Source organism: Streptococcus mitis (genome assembly GCF_905187495.1).
GTDB lineage: Bacteria > Bacillota > Bacilli > Lactobacillales > Streptococcaceae > Streptococcus > Streptococcus mitis_CU.
This window is the reverse complement of the sequence record NZ_CAJJIB010000151.1, coordinates 177,509-201,432: the sequence shown is the minus strand read 5'-3', so window position 1 is coordinate 201,432 and position 23,924 is coordinate 177,509. Positions and strand designations below refer to the sequence as shown.

Sequence of the window (23,924 nt, the reverse complement as noted above, 5' to 3'; positions counted from 1 at the left end):
GGAATTTTCTTATTCTTCAAAGAAAAATGGTGGAGCGAATTTTTTCAGTTCTTCAAAACATTTTTGGGCAGCTTCCGCATCTTCACAGATGACAAGACAGACATCATCACCACAGAGAGTAGCGATAGCGTCAGAGAAACTTAATGCATCAATGATAGAACCAAAGGATTGCGCAAGTCCAGGAAGGGTTTTAAGGAGGACTTGGTGTTGAACGGGACGCATCAAGACAAGAGCATCTTCCATGTAGATTTCGAGACGTTTCTCCCATTTTGAGATAGAGCCTGTATTGAGCACGTAGTAAGAGTTGTCTTCTTCACGTACTTTTGAGAGGTTCATACTTTTAATATCTCTCGAAAGTGTAGCTTGTGTAACTTGAATATCATTATCGGCAAGAAGAGCTTGTAGCTCAGCTTGAGTATGAATCTTGTTTTTCGTTACAAGAGCTCGTATGAGTTGGTGTCGGTGTTCAGATTTATTCATAAAATGTTACTCCTTGTACTGGGTACAGAAAGCGTGGACTGAACGATATCGTCAGTCGGGTGGTAAGCGGTATTGTCACGAATGAAGATTTGAAAGTCAGTAGTAATTTAGAACGATACGGAGCGAGTCTCCTTCTTTTCACTTTTCACTAGTTGAGTGGAGATTAATTGGCTATCTATCCGTTTATCTACATTGGTGTCCTCTACTAACAGTAAATCATTCAATTAGGGTAGCCTTTTGTCACGACTTGTTGTGAATTTACGATTAATGTTAATTCACAGAGATTTTCCAACATGTGGTGTGGTAGCGAATATTATTAATGAGTACACATGTTGGTTAGGGTCTTAATATCTTTTGTCCAAAATCCAGTTTTAAACATTAGACTAGGATTGGATTTGATACCAAGTTTATGTTTGTTTCAACTGTTTAAGTGGAAATCTTCCATATTGAAAGTCTGATATCATACCTTTTGACAAGGTAAGAGAAGTGTAGACTGTTCAAGATCGACAGTCAGGTGGTAGTCAGTATTGTCACGGATGGTGATTTCAAAGTCAGTAGTATAGAGGACTAAACGAAGAGTATCTCCTTCTTTTAACTTGTAAATAGTCGGTTGCAGTTCAAACTGGATATCCATCCATTCATCTGCCTTAATATCCTCTACTAACAGTAAATCATTTCTATTTTGCAAATTGAGGTAGCCTTTTGTCACGACGCGATGTGCATTTTCACGAAAAGGCAATTCGTTAAGATTTTCCAACATGTGGTAGCGACCGTTGTCAATGGTTCTAGCACTTAAAACAGCTGGATAAGGTTGCAGGTATTTCTTCTGTCCAAATTCTAGCAGTTGGGCAGATAAGAGCCCCTTATTTATACTGGATTTGATACGAAGATTGAGTTGGGCACGACCGTTAGGGTAGCCTTTTGTCACGACTTGTTGTGAATTTACGATTAATGTCAATTCGCAAAGATTTTTCAACATGTGGTAGCGAGTATTATTAATGAGTACACATGTTGGTTAGGGTTTTAGTATCTTTTGTCAAAGCTTCCGTGTAGACCTATCATAAGCCTATATCGGGATTGCATTTGATACCAAGTGTATGTTTGCTTCAACTGTTCAAGTGGAAATCTTCTATATTGAAAGTCTGATATTATACCTTTTGACAAGGTAGGATAAGACTAGACTGTTCAAGATCAACAATCAGGTGGTAAGCGGTATTGTCACGGATTGTGATTTCAAAGTCAGTAGTATAGAGTACTAAACGAAGAGTATCTCCTTCTTTTAACTTGTAAATAGTCGGTTGCAGTTCAAACTGGATATCCATCCATTCATCTGCCTTAATATCCTCTACTAACAGTAAATCATTTCTATTTTGTAAATTGAGGTAGCCTTTTGTCACGACTCGTTGTGTATTTTCACGAAAAGGCAATTCGTTGAGATTTTCCAACATATGGTAGCGACCGTTGTCAATGGTTCTAGCACTTAAAACAGCTGGATAAGGTTGCAGGTATTTCTTCTGTCCAAATTCTAGCAGTTGGGCAGATAAGAGCCCCTTATTTATACTGGATTTGATACGAAGATTGAGTTGGGCACGACCGTTCAAGTGAAGATCTTTGGTTACAGGAAGGTCAATAGTAATCTGATTGGTTTTTCCTTGATAGAGTTCTGTATTGAAGGTCTGGTAGGTCTTACCATAGCGCTCAAAATCCTTATCTGGGTACTGGTTTTGAATGACTTTCTCTTCTTGACCAAGTGAGAAGGTTTCAAAGTTTTCTTGCCCACCGAAGGTATCAAGTGATAGCCAAGTCTGAGGGGCTGTATTGTCCTGCCAAATGACAGTAGGAAGTTGGAAATCTGTATCTTGTCCCAGTAATTTCTTTGTCAATAAGGCGTTCATGGACTCACGGAAGTCAATGGACTGCCAGTTGTTCATGTACACATGGGCGCCATTATGGAAAAAGAGATGCTTGTTTATATGAGCAGGAAGGGCGTGAAACATCTGGTAAACATGAAGTGGTTTGACATTCCAATCCTGTGAACCATGAGTAAAGACAACCTCTGCCTTTACCTTATGGGCATTGAGCAGATAATTGCGATCATGCCAAAATTGATTGTAGTCACCAGATTTGCGATCTAACTGCTCTTTTACTTTTTCTAAGTCAGCTTGGTGAGCCTCATTACCACGGATATAGTCACCAGCCAAGAGATTACGAGAGTAGGTTAGTTCAGCAAGGGAGTCAAAGTCCTCACCTGGATAACCACCTGGGCTAGTTACTAGACCGTTTTCACGGTAGTAGTTGTACCACGAAGAAATACCAGCCTCGGCAATAATAACCTCTAAACCATCTACACCTGTAGTCGCAAGACCATTGGACATGGTACCTAGATAGGAAAGTCCAGTTGTAGCTACTTTTCCGTTTGACCAGTCAGCCTTGACTTGACGTTGGCACGTGTGGTCGGTAAAGGCACGGCAACGGCCATTGAGCCAGTCGATGACATTTTTATAAGCCTCGATTTGCTGGTAGTCCCCATTAGTCATGAAACCAGTAGAGTCTTTGGTACCGACACCTGAGACATAGAGATTAGCAAAACCTCGTGGAAGGAAGTAGTCGTTGAGAGTATAGCTAGCGTTGATGTGCGTTAGCTTTTCCTCAGCTTCTGACACAAGCTCAGCTTGACCTTGGGGTTGGACGAGATTGAGTTGAGGTTCTTCAAGCTCAATCTTGTGAGCAGGTTTGACCTCAAGTTCACCCTCCATCTTGTAGAGGGCCTTATCACTAGCCTTGTCATTGGTTCCCTGATGGTAGGGGCTAGCTGTCATGATAGCAGGAATTTGGCCGTCATAACGAGGACGAATAATGCTGACCTTGACTAAGTCTGGAAGACCTTTTTGGTCAGTATCGACACGTGACTCAACGTAAACGACTTCTCGAATGGCATCATGGCTAGAAAAAGTAGCCAAACTCTTGCCGTTAAAGTAGCGATAGTCATTATCCTCAGAAATAAGACCGTCACTGACAAGTTGGTCGATAAGAGTGTTCCCCTTTTTGGTACGAGTATTGAGTAACTGATAGAGATTTTCAATCAAGTCACCATATACAATAGGAAATCCAGACTCTTTACGAAAAACATCACTGTCTTCAAAGTCAACCAAATAAGAAAAACCTAAAAGTTGAAAGGCTACAGTATAGAAAATATCTGCAGTCAACTCTTTATCTGATTGAAAAAATGTCAGTAAGTCAGTTTCTTTATCAACTGCTAAACTGGATAGAGGATAGGTGCTATCTTTAAAATTAAAAAAGAAACGAATGAGAAACGCTTCAAGCATTTTTTTATTTGTGATGTTGACTGGTAAATCAAATCCATACTTTTTTAATTCAAAGATAATTGTATCTCTAGGTAGCGCTAAATAGCTAAATCGATTAAAACGCATAAAACCTCCAGTAAAATTATACTTTAATTTATTATATCAAAAAAGCAAAAAAAATACCAAGATAAAGTCAAAAACAAAATAGTATATAAATATAAACAATATCAAAAAACGATATATATATATATAATTATTTCTTTCTTGAACTGATAGCGTTTTTGTGATAAAATATATACTATATAATTGTAATTCGAAATTACATAAAAAAATGTGGAAAGTGAACATTATGTATAAATCAAAAAGACAAAAAAATAAATCTTTTGATTGGTATGGCTTGAGCCAACGTTTCTCTATTCGTAAGTATCATTTTGGTGCTGCGAGTGTGCTGTTGGGGACAGCCTTGATTTTGGGTGCTGCCCAAACGACTGCCAAAGCAGAAGAAACAGCTACTGAAAATAAAACAGAAGCTGTGGCATCTGCTCCAAAAGATGATAAGGTAAGTGAGAATGTCGCAAATGAGACGGCACCAGCTCTTTCTGCTACGACAGAAGCGGCTGTAGTAGAAAAGCCGGCCTTGAGTGATGAGGAAGTTGCAAAATTAGCTGCTGAAGCATCTAAGAAAGATGAAAAAGTAGCTGAGACAGCTACAACTGAAAAAACAGAAGCAGCTGACAAAGAAAAAGCAACACTAACTGCTCCTTCGACTGACAAAAAAGCTGATAAAGCAGTTGATGAAAAAGCTGATAAAAAGGATGAAAAGAAAGCAGAAAACCCAATTACTGCTACTAAAACTGTCCTTGAACAGTTGACATCTGAAGCAGAAGTATTGAACACAACTGCCTCAAACTTTGCGGATAAAAAGGCAGAAGATAAAGCTGGAAAAGAAGCAATCGCAACCGCAGTAGCTTCAGCTAAAGTCCAAATCGAAGCATCTAAGAAAGCCCTTGCTGCTGGAGAAATCACTAAGCAAGAATTGGATGCCCAACTCCAACGTATCTCATCAGCTATCGAAGCAGTTTATGCTGAGATGAAACGTGCAGGACACGTAGGTAAAGTTGAAGCAGTGTTGGCAGGTGAAACTACTACCAATACAGCAATCGTAGCTCCTACAACTAAGACTCCAGTAAAAAATATTAATGATTTAACAGAAGAAGAGATAGCTGCGGTTAAACGTGAAATCATGAATGCCAACCCAAGCATTACGGATCCTTCTATGATTGAAGTAGAGAAGAAAGGAAACGGAACTGCAGGTGGAGCAACTGTTACAATAAATGGTGTTAAAACTAATATTCCTTCTGGAGATACTGTTGTTGGTACTGCGGGTACAAAAAACTTAGAGCAACTTAAAAATAATATTAACTGGTTCGACTTTGCAGCAGCATCTATTACCTACTCTAATGGTACTGTAGTAGGGCCTGCAAGAAAATTAGCGCAACCTATTACTAAAACTATCACATATCCAAATGGTGATGTTGTAACAGGTAAAATCACAATGGTTCGTGATGTTACCTATGCTGATGGTTCAAAAGGCTTAACGACTGATGATAAATTCTTAAATTCAGGAACTGCAAAATATGTCGAACATTTATACTACACGGGTGGAGCTCAAAATGATCATGAAATTTATGAAGCTTTACAAGAAGGTATGAAGTTCAATGTTAAAACGAAGGTTGAAGGCTATGCTTTAACAGCCACAGTTATAAAACTAGGTTCGAAAAATGTAGAGTCTGATCCAAATAAAACACCAGCAGGACCAGTGAATGCTGTACGTGATTATGGTGATTGGGGTTCGGAAAAACAATTAGCAAAAGCACAGGCTGAAGACAAAAGATTCAAAGCAAATGCTACTAAGAACAAAACAACGTTGGCTAATAATCCAACAGTTTCCGTAAATGGTGTAGCATTAACACTACCAGAATACCCAACAGAAACATTTGCCAATACAGATGCCTACTATTCAAAAGCAGCTGCTTACCATGCAGCGGTAAAAGCTTATAATGACGCTATTGAAACTCAAAAGTTATCTGCAACAAAATTGTCAGAAACTGGGTTCACTTATATTAATGTGAATGGTAAGGCTGTACCATCAGGATCAGCTAATCTTTATAAAAAAATTGGTAACGAAAGAAAAGCGGATGTACTTATAACAGCTCAAGATACTCAATGGTCATACTTAAGAAAAGCTGGGCTTCCAACAACAAATCCAGATGGAAGTGAAATGCTTACTTCATTTACATCGTCTCGCGATGAATCAAACGTTGGGGTAACATTTGCACTTTCTGCTACTTATAACGGGCGTATCGTAGATGTTAACGTAATTGCTGCGGATGCAGAAGAAGCTGGACGTACTGAAATTGTTCAATTCGAGACAGATGGAACGAAATGGGAACAATTCATGGCGTTAAACCTTCAAAAAGACATTGATGAAAAAACTGCTCAAGGAGTTTATCCAAGTAGACAAAGTGATGTTAATGCTGATGGACGTCTTGCAGAAGCAGGGTATAATCCAAAAGATTGGGTTAACGTAGATGAAAATGGGAACCCTTCTGCTTATGGAACAAATACATTCGGAGCTAACTACACATCTATGGGTTCTAAAAACTCATTACCAATTGCTCTATCTCAAAACGTTAAAACATTATCAATGTATTTAAACTCCGCAGGTGCGCAAGCAGGAACAATTGGTTTCATGATTTATGACGGTGGAGACGCTCCACAATCTTACGGCTCTGCACAACATATTATCGGGGACTTTAACAAAGAAGTTATTAAAGATGGTGTGAAAACTCAGGTAACAGCTACTCAGCCATACTTAGGTAATGTTAAAGGAGATCCAGATTTCCGTTCAACTAAAACTGACCCTTCAGGTGGCTGGGTACTAGATGACTTAATCACATCTGAGAAATATAAAGAAACACCATTAGAATCAGGAAAAACAATTGTAACAACAGATAAGGGTGTGACAGGTAAATACTTATTATTACCAAATGGAAATGCTGTTATTGAAAAAGCTGATAACACTCGTGTGCTTTTGAATCAAGGTGATGTTATTGAGATGGCAAATCCTCAAACGAAGCTTCCAATCCGTGGGGTTTATAACCATACAACTGGTGCTTTAGGTGAAGGTACTCTTGGCGATGAAGGAGAAAGTCAATTACTTGATCCAGCGGTGGCAACTGAGTATAAACTCCGCCAAGCACAAGGAAATGAATATGTTCTTGAAGGAGTTCGTGCTAATCTTGGTGTCAATAATGACAAAGCCTATGTTCGTGGTTGGGTAGATTTTAATAATAATGGTAAATTCGATCTTAATGAATCTTCAGAAATTGTAGAAGTTAACAAAAACGGAACTTACAATATTAAATTTAAAAATACACCTCAATTATTAGATACTTCAGCAGATAGCTTAGGTGTGCGTTTACGTATTTCGTTAACTAAAGATGAAATTCTAGAACCAACAGGTGTAGCATCATCAGGGGAAGTAGAAGACTTTGAAACACATGTGATTCACATGCCACGCGGTACTAAACATGAAACCAGTGACTTCCAAGGTCGTGAACAAACTGTTAAGTTACCAACAAATGCGATGTTTACAGCTAGTGGTAAAAACAAAGATTCCAAATATAAACAATGGGCTCAGATTGAAAATGAAAGCTTACCACCGAAAATTGTTTTAACAGATAAACAAGTGGCGTCAGAAGAAGCGTACACACCAACAGATAGCGAATTACCATCAAACTATCGTAAAGGTGATAATGGTAAAGTTTTCGTTGAACGTAATGGTGCAACAGTATTCACTGGAGAGTATGTAACCGTTAAAGATAAGAACAATAAAGTTCTCGGTAAAGGTCTAAAAATTACAAATCCATTGAATAACAAAACAGAATACTTACTTGACACATATACTGAATATGATACTGCAGGAAATGAAGTAGGTACATATAAAGTAAACCCAGCAAGTAACGGTAAGAATGTTTCTATTGGTAATGGTCTATATGAAACTACTTTAACCTTTAAACCGGTAGACGCATATGTAGGTACAGCAAAAGGTATTGCAGTTCGTGCATGGGATGATAACAATAGTTCAACTGGTTGGGAAGCAACAAATGATACTATCGAAGCTTCTAAAACATCTACTACACTAGCAGAAAAAGACAAGGTTCTTGAAAATGTAAATAATGGAAATAACGGCTACAAATCAATGGATACTAGCTATATTCCAACTGTTATTGACGTACGTCCAGTAGGTGAAGACACAATTACAGAAGATGTACAAGGTGCCGAGCAAAAATCTAATCCAACCATTCCTGCTTATGCAACTGTTGAAACAGTAACAAATGATAAGATTGAAGATACGAAGTATACAGCGAATTTTGCAATTTTAGATAAAACTAAAAAACCAACTTTAGCAACTAAAAAAGAAATTCCTGGAAAAGTATATACTGAAGATACAAAAGTTGATAAAGAAACAGAAGTAACATTACCTAGTGGAAACACAGCAACATTCAAACCGGCTGATAAGATTCCTGCAAATACAAGAATCGCTGAAACTGAAGCTGTGACAGTTAATGGAACAGGAGATGTACTTGTAAGTAATGTTCGATATGGTACTGGTTCAGTACCTGCAGGAGCAATTTTAGAAGGTGCAGAACCTACAGTTACAGAGCCGACAACAGTTTTAAGAAATGGAGCAAATGTTGTTATTCCAGTAGGAAGTAAAGTTCAAAAAGGTGATCAACTTGTTACTCCACTTAAGATAACTGGAGGAGCTCAAATAACTACATGGAAGAAAACATATCAAAATGGTGAGACTATTCCACAAGTTACGGCTGATAAATTCTCTGTTTTAGGGAAAGAGACTCCAGCGGATCAGCTTGTTCCGAAAGGTGAGAGTGTCACATTAAACGGAACAACATACAACGCTAACAATGATATTGTTCCAAAAGGATCTCGCGAAGCAACAACGTATGAGAACTTAATGGGTTCTAAACTTCCAGATGCAGTTCATATTGATCCTGAAACTGGAGAAGTTACAACAGTACCTCGTAGCTATACTAAAGTAACAGATACAGAAATCGTAATCGAAAATGAAGGTACGTACACATTAAATCAAGATAGTGGTGAAATTAAATTTACTCCACATCCTAAGTTCGTAGGTACAGGTACAGGTGTAGTAAAACAACAACCTGATATCGACTATAACGATAAAGTAGCAGGGGATTCTGTAACAAGTAAATATGGAACTGACTATGGTAAAGCGAAATATATTCCAATAGTTAAACCACAATCAAAAGCATCGATTACTCGTACAATTCACTATGTATACGAAAATGATAATGATAATCCAGCAAGTCAAGATTCTTATAAAGATAATGATCCAATCGTAGCTATCGATAACACACCAGTTACTCGTACACAAACGATTGACTATACTCGTGAATACAAGATCTTCTCTGAAGCAGGAACTACTGATACTGCGATTACAACTGCGAACCAAGTTACAGATGCAACTGGCCATGTTTATAAAGTTGGAGATACTATCCCAGCAGGAACACAGTTCAATCAAGGTTCAATTATCATTGGTAAATGGACAGCTTCAAGTGATGCAAACTCTAAATTCAAAGAAATTATCTCACCAACTGTTAAAGGATACACTGCTGAAGTAGTAACAGCTAACTTCACACCGAATGCTGATGGTAAGATGGGACACATTCACAATGGTAAACAACCTGTTGGATTATATACTCCAGTAGCTGATAATACGAAAGACGTTGGAGCTTATGAACCATTAGTATCAGAAGTTCGTTCAGACGACAAAGATGACTTCGATATGTATGTTGTTTATAAAGCTGATAAACAAAAAGCGAATGTAACGTATATCGACTTAGATGCAACAGGAGATGCTCGTATTCTTGAAATACAAACAGCGGCAACTGCTCCTGCAACAAATCCAGATGCGAAAACAACTTATAACGTAGAGAAACTTCAAGGTAAATCTCATACGAAGATTCCTTACTTAACAGCAGAAACTATTAAGAAATATGAGGATCTTGGTTATGAATTAGTAACAGATGACTATACAAATGATGCTCAAGGTAAGGCTATCGCAGATGGACGCACATTTGATAATGATAAAGATGTTGATCAACCATTCAACGTATATCTACGTCATAAGAAAACTGAACTTTCAGCTTCAGACAACGAAACGAGAACAGTAACACGTTATATTGACTATGTTTATGCTGATAAAGCAGTAGCAGATGTAGCAGACAAAAATCTAGCTGATGAAATTCCAGCTGATAGAAAAGAAGCATTTGTAAAAGTTAATGATAATGACAAAGCGGATAGAGTAAAAGAAACTCTAACATTTACGCGTACTCGTAAACTTGATCTTGCAGCAACTTCAAGATTATATCCAGAAGAATATAAAAAATATAATGATGTTGTAAAAGCAAGTGGAGAAAATTCTAAAGCAGCTGAAGATGCAAAAGCTACATTATTTAAGTTTGTAGAAAATAAAGCTAAAGAAGCTAACGCAACAGCAGAAGCAAAAGCAGCGGTTAGTTATGGTAAATGGGAAGCTTCAGCAGGAAAAATATCGAAGATTTCTCCAACAACAGGAGTGGAAACAGAAGTAACTCAAGAAGATAGTGATAGAAGATTTAATAATGTAACATCTCCTACTGTTCCAGGATATTTACCTGACAATGCCCTAGTAGAAGCAACAGCGGACATCGATCCAGAATCAAGTCCAGATAAACTGCTAGTTACTGTTAAATACTCTCCAGTAGATCAAAAAGCTGTAGTTAAATTCGTAGAAGTAGACCCTACTAATACAGATAAAGTCATTACTCCAGGTCTTGCAGATCCAATCGCAGTAACAGGTAAATCTGAAGCAGCTTACCCAGCTACAACAGCAACTTCAGTTGAAGCTAAAATTGCCGAATTGAAGAAAAAAGGTTACGAATTAGTAAATAATGGATTTGTATCAACTGATAAATTCGATAAAGATGCAGCTGTTGATCAAGAATATGTTGTGAAATTCAAAGCTAAGGTAGTTGATATTCCATCATTTGATCCAACAAAACCAGCAAGTAATGAAAATCCAAAACCAACTCCAGGTGTAACACCAATCGATCCAAATAATCCAGATGGACCAAAATGGACTGAAGCATTAATCAATGCTGTGAAAGTACAAGAAGAAGTAACACGTACTATTAAGTATGTATACGAAGACGGTACTCCAGTAGCAGAATCTGATTTAACAAGTGTAGCTGATAAGAAAGTCAAAACACTTAAATTCACACGTTCTGGTAAGATTAATGTAGCGACAGGAGAAATCACATACGGAGATTGGTCGGCTGATCAAACATTCGAAGCAGTAACTTCTCCAACACTTGAGAAATACACTGCGGCAGTTGCAGGTGTAACACCAACAGTTGCAGATGTGCCAGCGAAAACTGTAGCGGCTACAGATAAAGACTTTGAAGAGACAGTAATCTACTCTACAAAACCAACAACTGTAGATCCTAACAAACCAACAGATCCAACAAATCCAAATGTTACTCCACAACCTGATGATGTAGTTCCTAACGATCCAAAAGGACGTACATACAGAGAACTAGGTTTAGTTGAAGAAGTAACACACACAGTTCACTACAAACTTGAAGACGGTTCAGATGCAGGTATCGCTGATAATGTACAAACATTAACATTTACACGTACCGCAGAGGTAGATCCAGTAACAGGAGCAATCTCTAACTACGGTACATGGAAAGCTAAAGGTGGAGATACAACAATTGATGCTGTAACAACACCAAATAAAGATGGATACGTGGCTTCAGCGAAAACATCTACAGAACGTACAAATGTATCAGCTACGGATAAAGATAGTGAAGAAACAATTATCTACCGTAAACTTGGTTCATATGTACCAGTAGTACCAGAAGGCATCACACCTCCGGCAGATGCTGACCTAAATCCAAAACCATATCCAAATGCAACTCCAGCAGATCCTACAAAACCAGGGACACCTACTGAAACTCCAGTAGTTCCATACATTCCTGGAACAACACCGGTAGGACCAAATGGAAAACCATTAACACCGAAAGATCCTAACGATCCAAGCAAAGGATATGAAGTACCAGACTTACCAACAGATCCAACAGAGAACACTACAATTACCTATGTTAAAGATGGATCACAAGTAGCGATTGTTCACTTCATCGAAGTAAACAGTGAAACGGATAAGACTGAAAAAGGTGCAGTTGCAGAATCAGTAGTAGATACTGGTGATACAGGAAAAGCATTCACTAAAGCTGCAGATGTAACAGCAACAATTGAAGCACTAAAAGCTAAAGGTTATACAGTTGTAGAAAACAACTACCCAACAGATGGTACATTCGATGCAGATTCTAAGACTAACCAAGTATACAAAGTCCTAGTAACTGCTAAGCCAATTACTGTAAATCCAAACGACCCAACTCCAACTAAAGATCAACCAATCGATCCAAATAATCCAACAGGACCAAAATGGACTCCAGAGTTAATCAAAGAGTTAGAAGACGGACGTAAAGAGGAAGTGAAACGTACAATCAAGTATGTTTACGCAGATGGTTCAAAGGCTGCTGATTCAGTACAAGAAACTAAAGAGTTCAAACGTTCAGCAACTATCAATCCAGTAACTGGTAAGGTTACATTCGGAGAATGGTCACCAGCTCAAACATTTGAAGCTGTAACTTCACCAAAAGTTACAAACTTCACTCCAGATAAAGAGACTGTACCAGCGACAGAAGTAACAGCAACTGCTGAGGATATTACTGAAACAGTAATCTATACTACCAAACCAGCAAATATCGATCCAAGTAAGCCAGTAGATCCAAATACTCCAAATGTTACTCCTAAACCTGAAGACAAAGTACCAAACGATCCAAAAGGACGTACTTACAAAGAATTAGGATTAATCGAAGAAGTAACACACACAGTTCACTACAAACTAGCTGACGGATCAGATGCAGGTATCCCTGACAATGTACAAACATTAACATTCACTCGTACAGCTGACTTAGATCCAGTAACAGGAGCAATCTCTAACTTTGGTACATGGACAGCTAAAGACAATGATACAACAATCGACGCTGTAACAACTCCAAACAAACCAGGATATGTAGCTTCAGCAGCTAAATCTACAGAGCGTACAGAGGTTAAAGCTACTGATAAAGATAGCGAAGAAACAATCATCTACCGCAAACTTGGTTCATATGTGCCAGTAATTCCAGAAGGAGTAACACCTCCAGCGGATGCTGACTTAACACCAAAACCATATGAAGATCCAACCAGTGAAGATCCTACAAAACCAGGAACACCTACTGAAACTCCAGTAGTACCATACATCCCTGGAACAACACCAGTAGGTCCAAACGGTAAACCATTAACTCCGAAAGATCCTAACGATCCAACGAAAGGATATGAAGTACCGAAACAGCCAGAAGATCCAACTCAAAACACTACAATTACGTATGTTAAAGATGGTTCTCAAGTAGCTCTAGTTCACTTCATTAAAGAGGATGGTACTGCAGTTCACGTATCAGTTGCGGAAGCAGGAGATACAGGTAAAGCAATCAAGACAACAAACATTGATAACGTTAAAGCTGAATTAGAAGCTAAAGGTTATGATGTTGTTGCTCCAACTGATGCAGCTTATACAGCAGAACGTGTAGCATTCTACGCAGAAGCTAACCGTACATTTGATGACAAGGATGACAAAGGTAATGATGGAATTAGTCAAGTTTACTATGTAATCGTTAAAGAGGGAATCACTCCAATCGATCCAGATAAACCGCTAGATCCAAACAATCCAAACACAACTCCAAAACCAGGAGACAAAGTACCTGGAGATCCAAAACAACGTACATACGAACAACTAGGATTACTAGATGAAGTAAATCGTACAATCAACTACAGATACGCTAATACTGATAAAGTAGAAGAAGCTAAACGTGGTCAAGAAGCTGCAGCTACTGTAGAACAAAAACTTCGTTACTCTCGTAAAGGTGATTTAAACAAAGTAACAGGTGAAATCACTTATACTTCTGATTGGACTGAACCTCAAACATTAGCTGAAGTAACATCACCAGTTATCGACGGATACGTTGCGGATATTAAAGCAGCTGAAAAAGTAGAGAACGTAGCTCACGATGCAGCTGATTCTGTAGTAAATGTTGTTTACACACCACTAGGTAAATATGTACCAAAAGTACCAGAAGGATTCGAAGTTCCAAAAGTTGAGAAACCTCAATATCCAAACGATCCAACAGATCCAACTAAACCAGGAACACCAACAACAGTGATTCCTCACGTTCCAGGAACAACTCCAAAAGATCCAAATGGAAATCCACTGAAACAAGTAGATCCAAACGATCCAAGTAAAGGATATGTTCCACCAACACCTGAAAATCCAACAGAAGATACGCAAATCACTTATGAGAAAGATACTCAAAAAGCGAAAGTAACTTATGTGGTAGAAGGAACAGGAACAGTACTTCACACAGATAACCTAGAAGGTAAATCTGGAGAACCAATCGACTACAGTACAGTAGCTAAACTTGCTGAATTGAAAGCTCTAGGATATGACTTAGTAAGTGACGGATTCACAACTGCTACAGATAAGAACTACGATAAAGATACGAAAGTAGATCAAAGCTTCGTAGTTACAGTTAAACCACACGTTGAGCCAATCAAACCAGTAGATCCAGAAAATCCAAATGATCCAAATAAACCAAAACCAGGTGAACCAATCGATCCTAAGAACCCTGATGGACCAAAATGGACTGAAGATCTAATCAAGAAGATTGATACAACTCGCCACGTGAACCGTACAATTAAGTATGTTAACGAAAAAGGTGAGGAAGTAGCTAAGAAAGTAACTGATAAAGTTACATTCAATCGTGAAGCTAAGATCAATTCAGTAACAGGTGAAATCACTTACGGTAACTGGACAGCTAAAGATGGAGATACAACATTCGATAAAGTTGAATCACCAGTCGTTAAAGGCTACATCCTGAAAGATGCCAAACAAAAAGAAGTAGCAGCTACAACAGGATTAACTGCAGACTCTAAAGATGAAAATATCGAAGTTGTCTACACTAAACTTGGTTCATGGATTCCAAAAGTACCAGAAGGTTCTACACCAGTTCCTCCGGTTACGTATCCAAACGATCCAAAAGATCCAACTAAACCTGGAACTGATAAACCTAAAGTGCCTTATATCCCAGGAACTACACCGGTGGTGCCAAAAGATCCAACTAAACCAATTAGTCCGGATAACCCACTAGTTCCATTAACACCAGTAGATCCAAACGATCCAACTAAAGGATATGAAGTACCACCAGTACCAACAGATCCAGGAACTGATACGCGAATCACTTACGTAACTGATAAACAAAAAGCTATCACTAACTTCGTAGATGAAAAAGGTAAAGTAGTATCAACTCCAGTAATTGATGAAGGTGATTCAGGAGCGAACTTCACTAAGTCTAAAGTTGATGAAGTAACTAAGACTATTGAAAAACTTGAAAAAGCTGGATACAGAGTCGTTAAGAACGAGTTCCCATCTAAAGATACAGACAGAGTATTTGATAAAGATAAATCTGTAGATCAAATCTTCACTGTAACAGTAGCTGAAAGAATTATTCCAGTTACACCAGGTAAACCAGTAGATCCAACTGATCCAAACTTACCGAAGAATCCAGATGGAACACCTGTGACACCATCTACACCAGAACCAGGTAAACCAGTATTCCCTAACGATCCAAACAGCCCAGTATGGCCAAATACTGTGAAAGATCTTGTAACTGAGAAATCAGCTACACGTACGATCAAGTATGTAGATCGCAATGGAAAAGAAGTTTCTGAAACTCGTGTTGAAACAATCAAGTTCACTCGTGAAGCGAAAGTTAACTTAGTAACTGGTGAAATCACATATGGTGAATGGACAACAGATCGTAACGATGATATCTTCAACGGTTACCAAGTACCAGTTGTGAAAGGATACATCGCTAAAGCTGGTGATCTAGAATCATCAACTAAAGATGTACAAGTAACTCCTGATACAATCAAGGATATCAATGAAACAGTGATTTACGATAAGTTAGGTTCATGGATTCCAAATATCCCAGGAACACCAACAAATCCAATCACATATCCAAACGATCCTAAAGATCCAACTAAACCAGGAACAGATAAACCTAAAGTGCCTTATGTACCAGGATTTATCCCTGTAGACCCAGAAGGTCAACCATTGAAACCAGTTGATCCAAATGATCCAACGAAAGGATACGAAGTACCAGACGTACCTGGTGATCCAACGCAAGATACACCAATCAACTACATTCCTAAGGATCCTACACCAAATCCAACTCCATACCCAGGTCCAACTCCAGCTCCAACTCCTAAACCAGAGCCTAAGCCGGAACCAAAACCTGAGCCAAAACCAGAACCAGAAACTCCACAACCTGTAACACCTGCAGATAATGGAGATAACAACGGAAATAATAATGGTACTCCAGCAACTCCAGCTCAACCAGCAGCGCCTTCTACACCTCAATACATGGATGGTCAACGTGAACTTCCAAATACAGGTACAGAAGATCATGCTAGCCTTGCAGCACTTGGACTTCTAGGAGCCCTAAGTGGATTTGGATTGATTGCTCGTAAGAAAAGAGAAGATGAAGAATAATCATTTTGATTCTCATTAGATGCTGACTTGCAATCAGATAAAGAAAGAACTTGAGATTTACTATCTCAGGTTCTTTTCTTTCTCTTTTTGAAAATGGTATAATATAGTGAGAACGATAGAGGAGAAGTGTAAATTGATCGCACAACTAGATACAAAAACAGTCTATAGTTTTATGGAGAGTGTCATTTCAATCGACAAGTATGTGAGAGCAGCTAAAGAATTCGGCTACACTCATCTGGCTATGATGGATATTGACAATCTTTATGGGGCTTTCGACTTTCTAGAGGTTACAAAAAAATACGGCATTCATCCTTTGTTAGGGATTGAAATGAATGTGATTGTAGATGATAAGGATGTGAATCTGCGCTTTTTAGCTTTATCTAGTGTGGGCTATCAGCAGTTGATGAAACTTTCAACAGCCAAGATGCAGGGGGAGAAAAGTTGGTCAGTTCTATCTCAGTATCTAGAGGATATTGTGGTAATTGTGCCTTATTTTGAAGAGCTTGAGTTGTTAAATCTAGGCTGTGATTACTATATAGGGGTTTACCCAGAAACACTGGCCAGCGAATTTCACCATCCTATTTTACCATTGTATCGGGTCAATACATTTGAAAGTAAGGATAGAGAAGTTCTTCAAGTATTAACAGCGATTAAAGAAAATCTACCGCTCAGAGAAGTCTCTTTGCGTTCGAAACAAGATGTTTTTATATCAGCTAGTTCTTTAGAGAAACTATTCCAAGAACGTTTTCCGCAAGCCTTGGACAATTTAGAAAAGCTTATTTCAGGTATCTCTTATGACTTGGATACTAGTCTGAAATTGCCTCGCTTTAATCCAGCTAGACCAGCAGTAGAAGAGTTGAGAGAACGTGCTGAATTGGGGCTTGCTCAGAAGGGGTTAACTGGTAAAGAATATCAAGACCGTCTAGACCAAGAATTGGCTGTTATTCATGATATGGGCTTTGATGATTATTTCTTGGTTGTTTGGGATTTGTTGCGTTTTGGACGTTCGAATGGCTATTATATGGGAATGGGACGAGGTTCTGCAGTTGGTAGCTTGGTTTCCTATGCTTTAGACATTACAGGGATTGACCCAGTAGAGAAAAATCTGATTTTTGAACGTTTCCTCAATCGTGAACGCTATACCATGCCTGATATTGATATTGATATTCCAGATATTTATCGTCCAGATTTTATCAGATATGTTGGTAATAAATATGGTAGTAAACATGCGGCTCAAATTGTTACTTTTTCTACCTTTGGGGCCAAGCAAGCTCTTCGAGATGTCTTGAAACGTTTTGGTGTGCCAGAGTATGAATTATCTGCAATTACTAAGAAAATCAGTTTTCGTGATAATCTCAAGTCGGCCTATGAGGGTAACCTCCAGTTTCGTCAACAAATCAATAGTAAGTTAGAATACCAAAAAGCCTTTGAAATTGCCTGCAAGATTGAGGGATATCCAAGACAAACCTCTGTCCATGCGGCTGGTGTTGTAATCAGTGACCAAGATTTGACAGACTATATCCCACTAAAGCATGGTGACGAAATTCCACTGACTCAGTATGATGCTCATGGAGTTGAATCTAGCGGGCTATTGAAAATGGACTTTCTGGGATTGCGAAATTTGACATTTGTCCAGAAAATGCAAGAGTTGCTTGCTGAAACAGAAGGTATTCACTTGAAAATTGAAGAAATCGATTTAGAAGACAACGACACCCTAGCTTTGTTTGCGTCTGGTAATACAAAAGGTATCTTTCAATTTGAGCAACCTGGTGCTATTCGCCTGCTCAAGCGTGTTCAGCCTGTCTGTTTTGAAGATGTCGTAGCAACTACTTCCCTAAATCGACCAGGTGCTAGTGACTATATCAATAATTTTGTGGCAAGAAAACATGGGCAGGAAGAAGTGACTGTTCTAGATCCAGCTCTGGAGGATATTTTGGCTCCAACCTACGGCATCATGCTCTATCAGGAGCAGGTTATGCAGGTTGCTCAGCGATTTGCTGGATTTAGCCTCGGAAAAGCCGATATTTTACGTCGGGCTATGGGGAAAAAGGATGCCTCTGCCATGCATGAAATGAGGGAATCCTTTATTCAGGGAGCATTAGAAGCTGGTCATACTAGGGAAAAGGCAGAGCAGGTCTTTGATGTCATGGAGAAGTTTGCAGGTTATGGATTTAACCGATCTCACGCCTATGCCTACTCAGCCTTGGCCTTCCAGTTGGCCTATTTCAAAACGCATTATCCAACTATTTTTTATCAGATCATGTTGAATTCTTCCAACAGTGATTACCTAACAGATGCACTTGAAGCAGGCTTTGAAGTAGTGCCATTGTCCATCAATACCATTCCCTATCATGATAAAATTGCCAACAAGTCTATCTATCTAGGTTTGAAATCGATTCAGGGGCTCAGCAAGGATTTGGCGCTTTGGATTATTGAACATAGACCTTATTCTAATATTGAAGATTTTTTAGCTAAACTACCTGAGAATTATTTGAAACTTCCCTTGATGGAACCTTTGGTAAAAGTTGGTCTTTTCGATTCATTTGAAAAAAATCGTAAAAAAGTATTCAATAACTTATCTAATCTATTTGAATTTGTGAAAGTATTAGGAAGCTTATTTGGAGAGACCATCTATAGTTGGCAAGATTCGGAGGACTGGACGGAGCAAGAAAAATTCTACATGGAACAAGAGCTTCTAGGAGTAGGCGTCAGCAAACATCCACTACAAGCTATTGCAAGTAAGGCTATTTATCCGATCACTCCTATTAGTAATTTATCAGAAAATAGCTATGCTATTATATTGGTTGAAGTTCAGAAGATAAAAGTAATTCGTACCAAAAAGGGTGAAAATATGGCTTTCTTACAGGTGGATGACAGTAAGAAAAAATTGGATGTTACCTTCTTTTCAGATTTATATCGACAGATTGGTCAGGAAGTAAGAGAAGGGGCATTCTACTATATCAAAGGGAAAGTCCAGTCACGTGACGGTCGTCTGCAAATGATTGCACAAGAAATAAGAGAAGCAGTGGCTGAGCGCTTTTGGATTCAGGTGAAAAATCATGACTCGGATCAAGAAATGTCACGTATTTTAGACCAGTATAAAGGCCCAATCCCAGTCATTATCAGGTATGAAGAGGAGCAGAGAACAATTGTTTCTCCAAACCATTTTGTAGCTAAATCTGATGAATTAGAGGCGAAATTGAATGGAATCGTTATGAAAACGATTTATCGCTAAAATTACGGAAAATAGAAGAATTTTCAACGTAAATGTGGTATAATCAGTAAGAATGTTAAAAGAAAAAGGAGCATAACCAATATGAAACGTATTGCTGTTTTGACTAGTGGTGGAGACGCCCCTGGTATGAACGCTGCCATCCGTGCAGTTGTTCGTCAAGCAATTTCAGAAGGAATGGAAGTGTTTGGTATCTATGATGGATATGCTGGTATGGTTGCCGGTGAAATTCATCCCCTAGATGCAGCTTCAGTAGGGGACATCATTTCTCGTGGTGGTACTTTCCTTCACTCAGCTCGCTACCCAGAGTTCGCTCAACTTGAAGGGCAACTTAAAGGGATTGAGCAATTGAAAAAACACGGGATTGAAGGTGTAGTTGTTATTGGTGGTGACGGATCTTACCACGGTGCTATGCGTTTGACTGAGCATGGCTTCCCAGCTATCGGTCTTCCAGGTACAATCGATAACGATATCGTTGGTACTGACTTTACAATCGGTTTTGACACAGCAGTTACGACTGCTATGGACGCTATCGATAAGATTCGTGATACATCATCAAGTCACCGTCGTACATTTGTTATCGAAGTTATGGGACGTAACGCTGGTGATATCGCTCTTTGGGCTGGTATTGCAACTGGTGCTGATGAAATCATCATTCCTGAAGAAGGATTCAAGATTGAAGATATCGTTGAAAGCATTAAATGCGGTTATGAGTGTGGTAAAAAACACAATATCATCGTCTTGGCAGAAGGTGTTATGTCAGCAGCTGAATTTGGTCAAAAACTAAAAGAAGCTGGGGATACAAGCGACCTTCGTGTGACAGAACTTGGACATATTCAACGTGGTGGTTCTCCAACTGCGCGTGACCGTGTTTTGGCGTCACGTATGGGTGCCCATGCTGTTAAACTTCTTAAAGAAGGTATCGGTGGTGTTGCGGTTGGTATCCGTAACGAGAAAATGGTTGAAAATCCAATTCTTGGAACTGCAGAAGAAGGAGCATTGTTTAGCCTTACTGCAGATGGTAAGATTGTGGTTAACAACCCACACAAGGCTGACCTTGAGCTATCTAGCTTGAATAAGAGCTTGTCATAATTTATAATTTAGTTAATAAGACCAAAAAGGTCATATATATAAAGGAGTCACAAAAATCATGAATAAACGTGTAAAAATCGTTGCAACTTTGGGACCTGCGGTAGAAATCCGTGGTGGTAAAAAATTCGGTGATGATGGATACTGGGGTGAAAAACTTGATGTAGAAGCTTCAGCTAAAAACATTGCTAAATTGATTGAAGCTGGTGCTAACACATTCCGTTTTAACTTCTCACACGGTGACCACCAAGAACAAGGTGAGCGTATGGCAACTGTTAAACTCGCAGAAAAACTTGCAGGTAAAAAAGTTGGTTTCCTTCTTGATACTAAAGGACCAGAAATCCGCACAGAATTGTTCGAAGGTGAAGCTAAAGAGTATTCATACAAAACTGGTGAGAAAATCCGTGTTGCGACTAAACAAGGAATCAAATCAACTCGTGATGTGATTGCATTGAACGTTGCTGGTGCTCTTGATATCTATGATGATGTTGAAGTTGGTCGTCAAGTTTTGGTTGACGATGGTAAACTTGGTCTTCGTGTGGTTGCTAAAGATGATGCAACTCGTGAATTTGAAGTTGAAGTTGAAAACGATGGCGTAATTGCTAAACAAAAAGGTGTTAACATCCCTAACACTAAAATTCCTTTCCCAGCTCTTGCTGATCGTGATAACGATGATATCCGCTTCGGTCTTGAACAAGGTATCAACTTCATCGCGATTTCATTCGTACGTACTGCTAAAGACGTTAACGAAGTTCGTGCAATCTGTGAAGAAACTGGAAATGGACATGTTCAATTGTTCGCTAAAATCGAAAACCAACAAGGTATCGATAACTTGGATGAAATCATCGAAGCTGCTGATGGTATCATGATTGCTCGTGGTGACATGGGTATCGAAGTACCATTCGAAATGGTTCCAGTTTACCAAAAAATGATCATCACTAAAGTCAATGCTGCAGGTAAAGTTGTTATCACTGCAACAAACATGCTTGAAACAATGACTGAAAAACCACGTGCAACTCGTTCAGAAGTATCAGACGTATTTAACGCTGTTATCGATGGAACTGACGCAACAATGCTTTCAGGTGAGTCTGCAAATGGTAAATACCCACTTGAGTCAGTAACTACAATGGCTACAATCGACAAGAACGCTCAAACTCTTCTTAACGAATACGGTCGTTTGAACTCAGATTCATTTGAACGTAACTCTAAGACAGAAGTAATGGCTTCAGCTGTTAAAGATGCTACTAACTCAATGGATATCAAATTGGTTGTAACTCTTACTAAGACAGGTCACACTGCACGTTTGATCTCTAAATACCGTCCAAATGCTGACATCTTGGCATTGACATTCGACGAATTGACAGAACGTGGATTGATGTTGAACTGGGGTGTTATCCCAATGTTGACAGATGCTCCATCATCAACTGACGATATGTTCGAAATCGCTGAACGTAAAGCAGTTGAAGCAGGACTTGTACAATCTGGTGACGATATCGTTATCGTAGCTGGTGTACCAGTTGGAGAAGCTGTTCGTACAAACACAATGCGTATCCGTACAGTACGTTAATCTAACATTAAAAAGCCTATCATATCAAGCTTTCTAGCCTGTATGATGGGCTCTTTTTTGTCTATGGAGCACAAATGGGGCAAAACTTTTTACTTTCGATTTAATGCGACGGTATCAAGTTCGTCAAATACTGCTTGCTACAGACTTTTTGTAACGTGAGGATAGATCTAATTGGTAGTTTTCGGATTTATGCCCAAACTGTGACACGATAGCTTTTAAAGTTATGTTGTTTTTTACGTATACTTCATAAAATGTTTAGTTCAAATACAGATAAAAAATAACTCCCTGATGACTCAAGGAGTTATTACTATCTAAATTAGTTTTTAGAAGCAGCTTGGAATTCTGGGTTTTTCCATGCTTCGTCAATAATAGCTTGTAATTCATTTGCAGATGCTTGCATTTTTTGAGTTTCTGCGTCGTTCAATGGGATATTTACTGGACGAACAATACCATGTGCACCTACAACAGCTGGTTGACCGATAAAGACGTTTTTAACTCCATATTGACCTTCTTGGAATACTGAAAGTGGAAGTACTGCGTTTTCATCGTCAAGGATTGCTTTAGTAATACGAGCAAGGGCTACTGCGATACCGTAGTATGTTGCACCTTTTTTGTTGATGATTGTGTAAGCTGCATCACGAACACCTTCGAACAATTCAATCAATTCAGCTTCTTGAACATTTTGAGTGTCTTTAAGGAATTCTTCAAGGTTTACACCAGCGATGTTAGCGTGTGACCAAACAGCGAACTCAGAGTCACCGTGTTCACCCATGATATAGGCGTGCACTGAACGAGCATCAACATCCAATTTTTCAGCAAGTGCTTGACGGAAACGAGCTGAGTCAAGTGAAGTACCTGAACCGATAACGCGTTCTTTAGGGAATCCAGAGAATTTCCAAGTTGAGTAAGTCAAGACGTCAACTGGGTTAGCAGCAACAAGGAAGATACCTTTGAAACCTGATTCAACAACTTGAGTTACGATTGATTTGTTGATAGCAAGGTTTTTACCTACAAGGTCAAGACGAGTTTCACCTGGTTTTTGAGGCGCACCTGCAGTGATTACAACAAGGTCAGCGTCTGCACAGTCAGAGTATTGAGCTGCATAGATTTTTTTAGGTGAAGTGAAGGCAAGGGCGTGACTAAGGTCAAGGGCGTCACCAACAGCTTTTTCATGCAATTGTGGAATTTCGATAATTCCAAGCTCTTGTGCAATTCCTTGGTTAACAAGTGCAAAAGCGTAAGAAGAACCTACAGCACCATCACCGACAAGGATAACTTTTTTGTGTTGTTTAGTTGAAGTCATTATTCTAAACATCTCCTTAATTTTATTCAGGGATTTCCCCAGTTATTTCAATTTTATCACTTTTAAAAAGCTTTGTCACGGATATACATTTCAGTTCTTGATGTAAACGTTTTAGTGGTTTTAGATACCTGAAATATAGCGGACATTAT

Annotated in this window: 7 protein-coding genes and 1 pseudogene; 4 read left to right on the top strand and 4 right to left on the bottom strand. The window is 38.9% G+C overall.

Annotated features, from left to right (window positions below):
• Positions 1 to 9: 9 nt before the first annotated feature.
• The 3 genes and pseudogenes from JQ843_RS07105 to JQ843_RS07095 form a co-directional block, all read right to left on the bottom strand.
• Positions 10 to 480 (bottom strand): arginine repressor, encoded by a 471-nt coding sequence (locus tag JQ843_RS07105; protein ID WP_061589810.1) that lies wholly within the window; start codon positions 478 to 480, stop codon positions 10 to 12.
• A 460-nt stretch (positions 481 to 940) separates the two neighbouring features.
• Positions 941 to 1,390, bottom strand: a pseudogene (locus tag JQ843_RS07100) (CocE/NonD family hydrolase C-terminal non-catalytic domain-containing protein); the annotation flags it as partial.
• Between the two features lie 238 nt (positions 1,391 to 1,628).
• Positions 1,629 to 3,911 (bottom strand): Xaa-Pro dipeptidyl-peptidase, encoded by a 2,283-nt coding sequence (locus tag JQ843_RS07095; protein WP_203213266.1) that lies wholly within the window; start codon positions 3,909 to 3,911, stop codon positions 1,629 to 1,631.
• Positions 3,912 to 4,134: 223 nt separating this feature from the next.
• On the opposite strand from JQ843_RS07095, the gene JQ843_RS07090 reads away from it, so the two are divergent.
• The 4 genes from JQ843_RS07090 to pyk all read left to right on the top strand — a co-directional run bounded on the left by JQ843_RS07090 (position 4,135) and on the right by pyk (position 22,472).
• The gene (locus tag JQ843_RS07090) at positions 4,135 to 16,584 is read left to right on the top strand and encodes a mucin-binding protein (RefSeq protein WP_203213265.1); all 12,450 of its coding nucleotides are present in this window, start codon (positions 4,135 to 4,137) and stop codon (positions 16,582 to 16,584) included.
• 133 nt (positions 16,585 to 16,717) lie between these two features.
• Positions 16,718 to 19,819, top strand: a complete 3,102-nt coding sequence (locus tag JQ843_RS07085; RefSeq protein ID WP_203213264.1) for a DNA polymerase III subunit alpha — start codon at positions 16,718 to 16,720, stop codon at positions 19,817 to 19,819.
• Positions 19,820 to 19,900: 81 nt separating this feature from the next.
• Entirely contained in the window at positions 19,901 to 20,908 is a 1,008-nt protein-coding gene (gene pfkA, locus JQ843_RS07080) for a 6-phosphofructokinase (RefSeq protein ID WP_000820863.1), read from the top strand.
• 58 nt (positions 20,909 to 20,966) lie between these two features.
• Complete coding sequence (gene pyk / locus JQ843_RS07075) at positions 20,967 to 22,472, top strand: pyruvate kinase (RefSeq protein WP_020902894.1); 1,506 nt, start codon at positions 20,967 to 20,969, stop codon at positions 22,470 to 22,472.
• 316 nt (positions 22,473 to 22,788) lie between these two features.
• Here the strand turns inward: pyk and JQ843_RS07070 are convergent, their stop codons facing one another.
• A complete protein-coding gene (locus JQ843_RS07070) occupies positions 22,789 to 23,775 on the bottom strand; it encodes an L-lactate dehydrogenase (protein ID WP_000204729.1) in 987 nt (328 codons plus the stop codon).
• Positions 23,776 to 23,924: the final 149 nt, after the last annotated feature.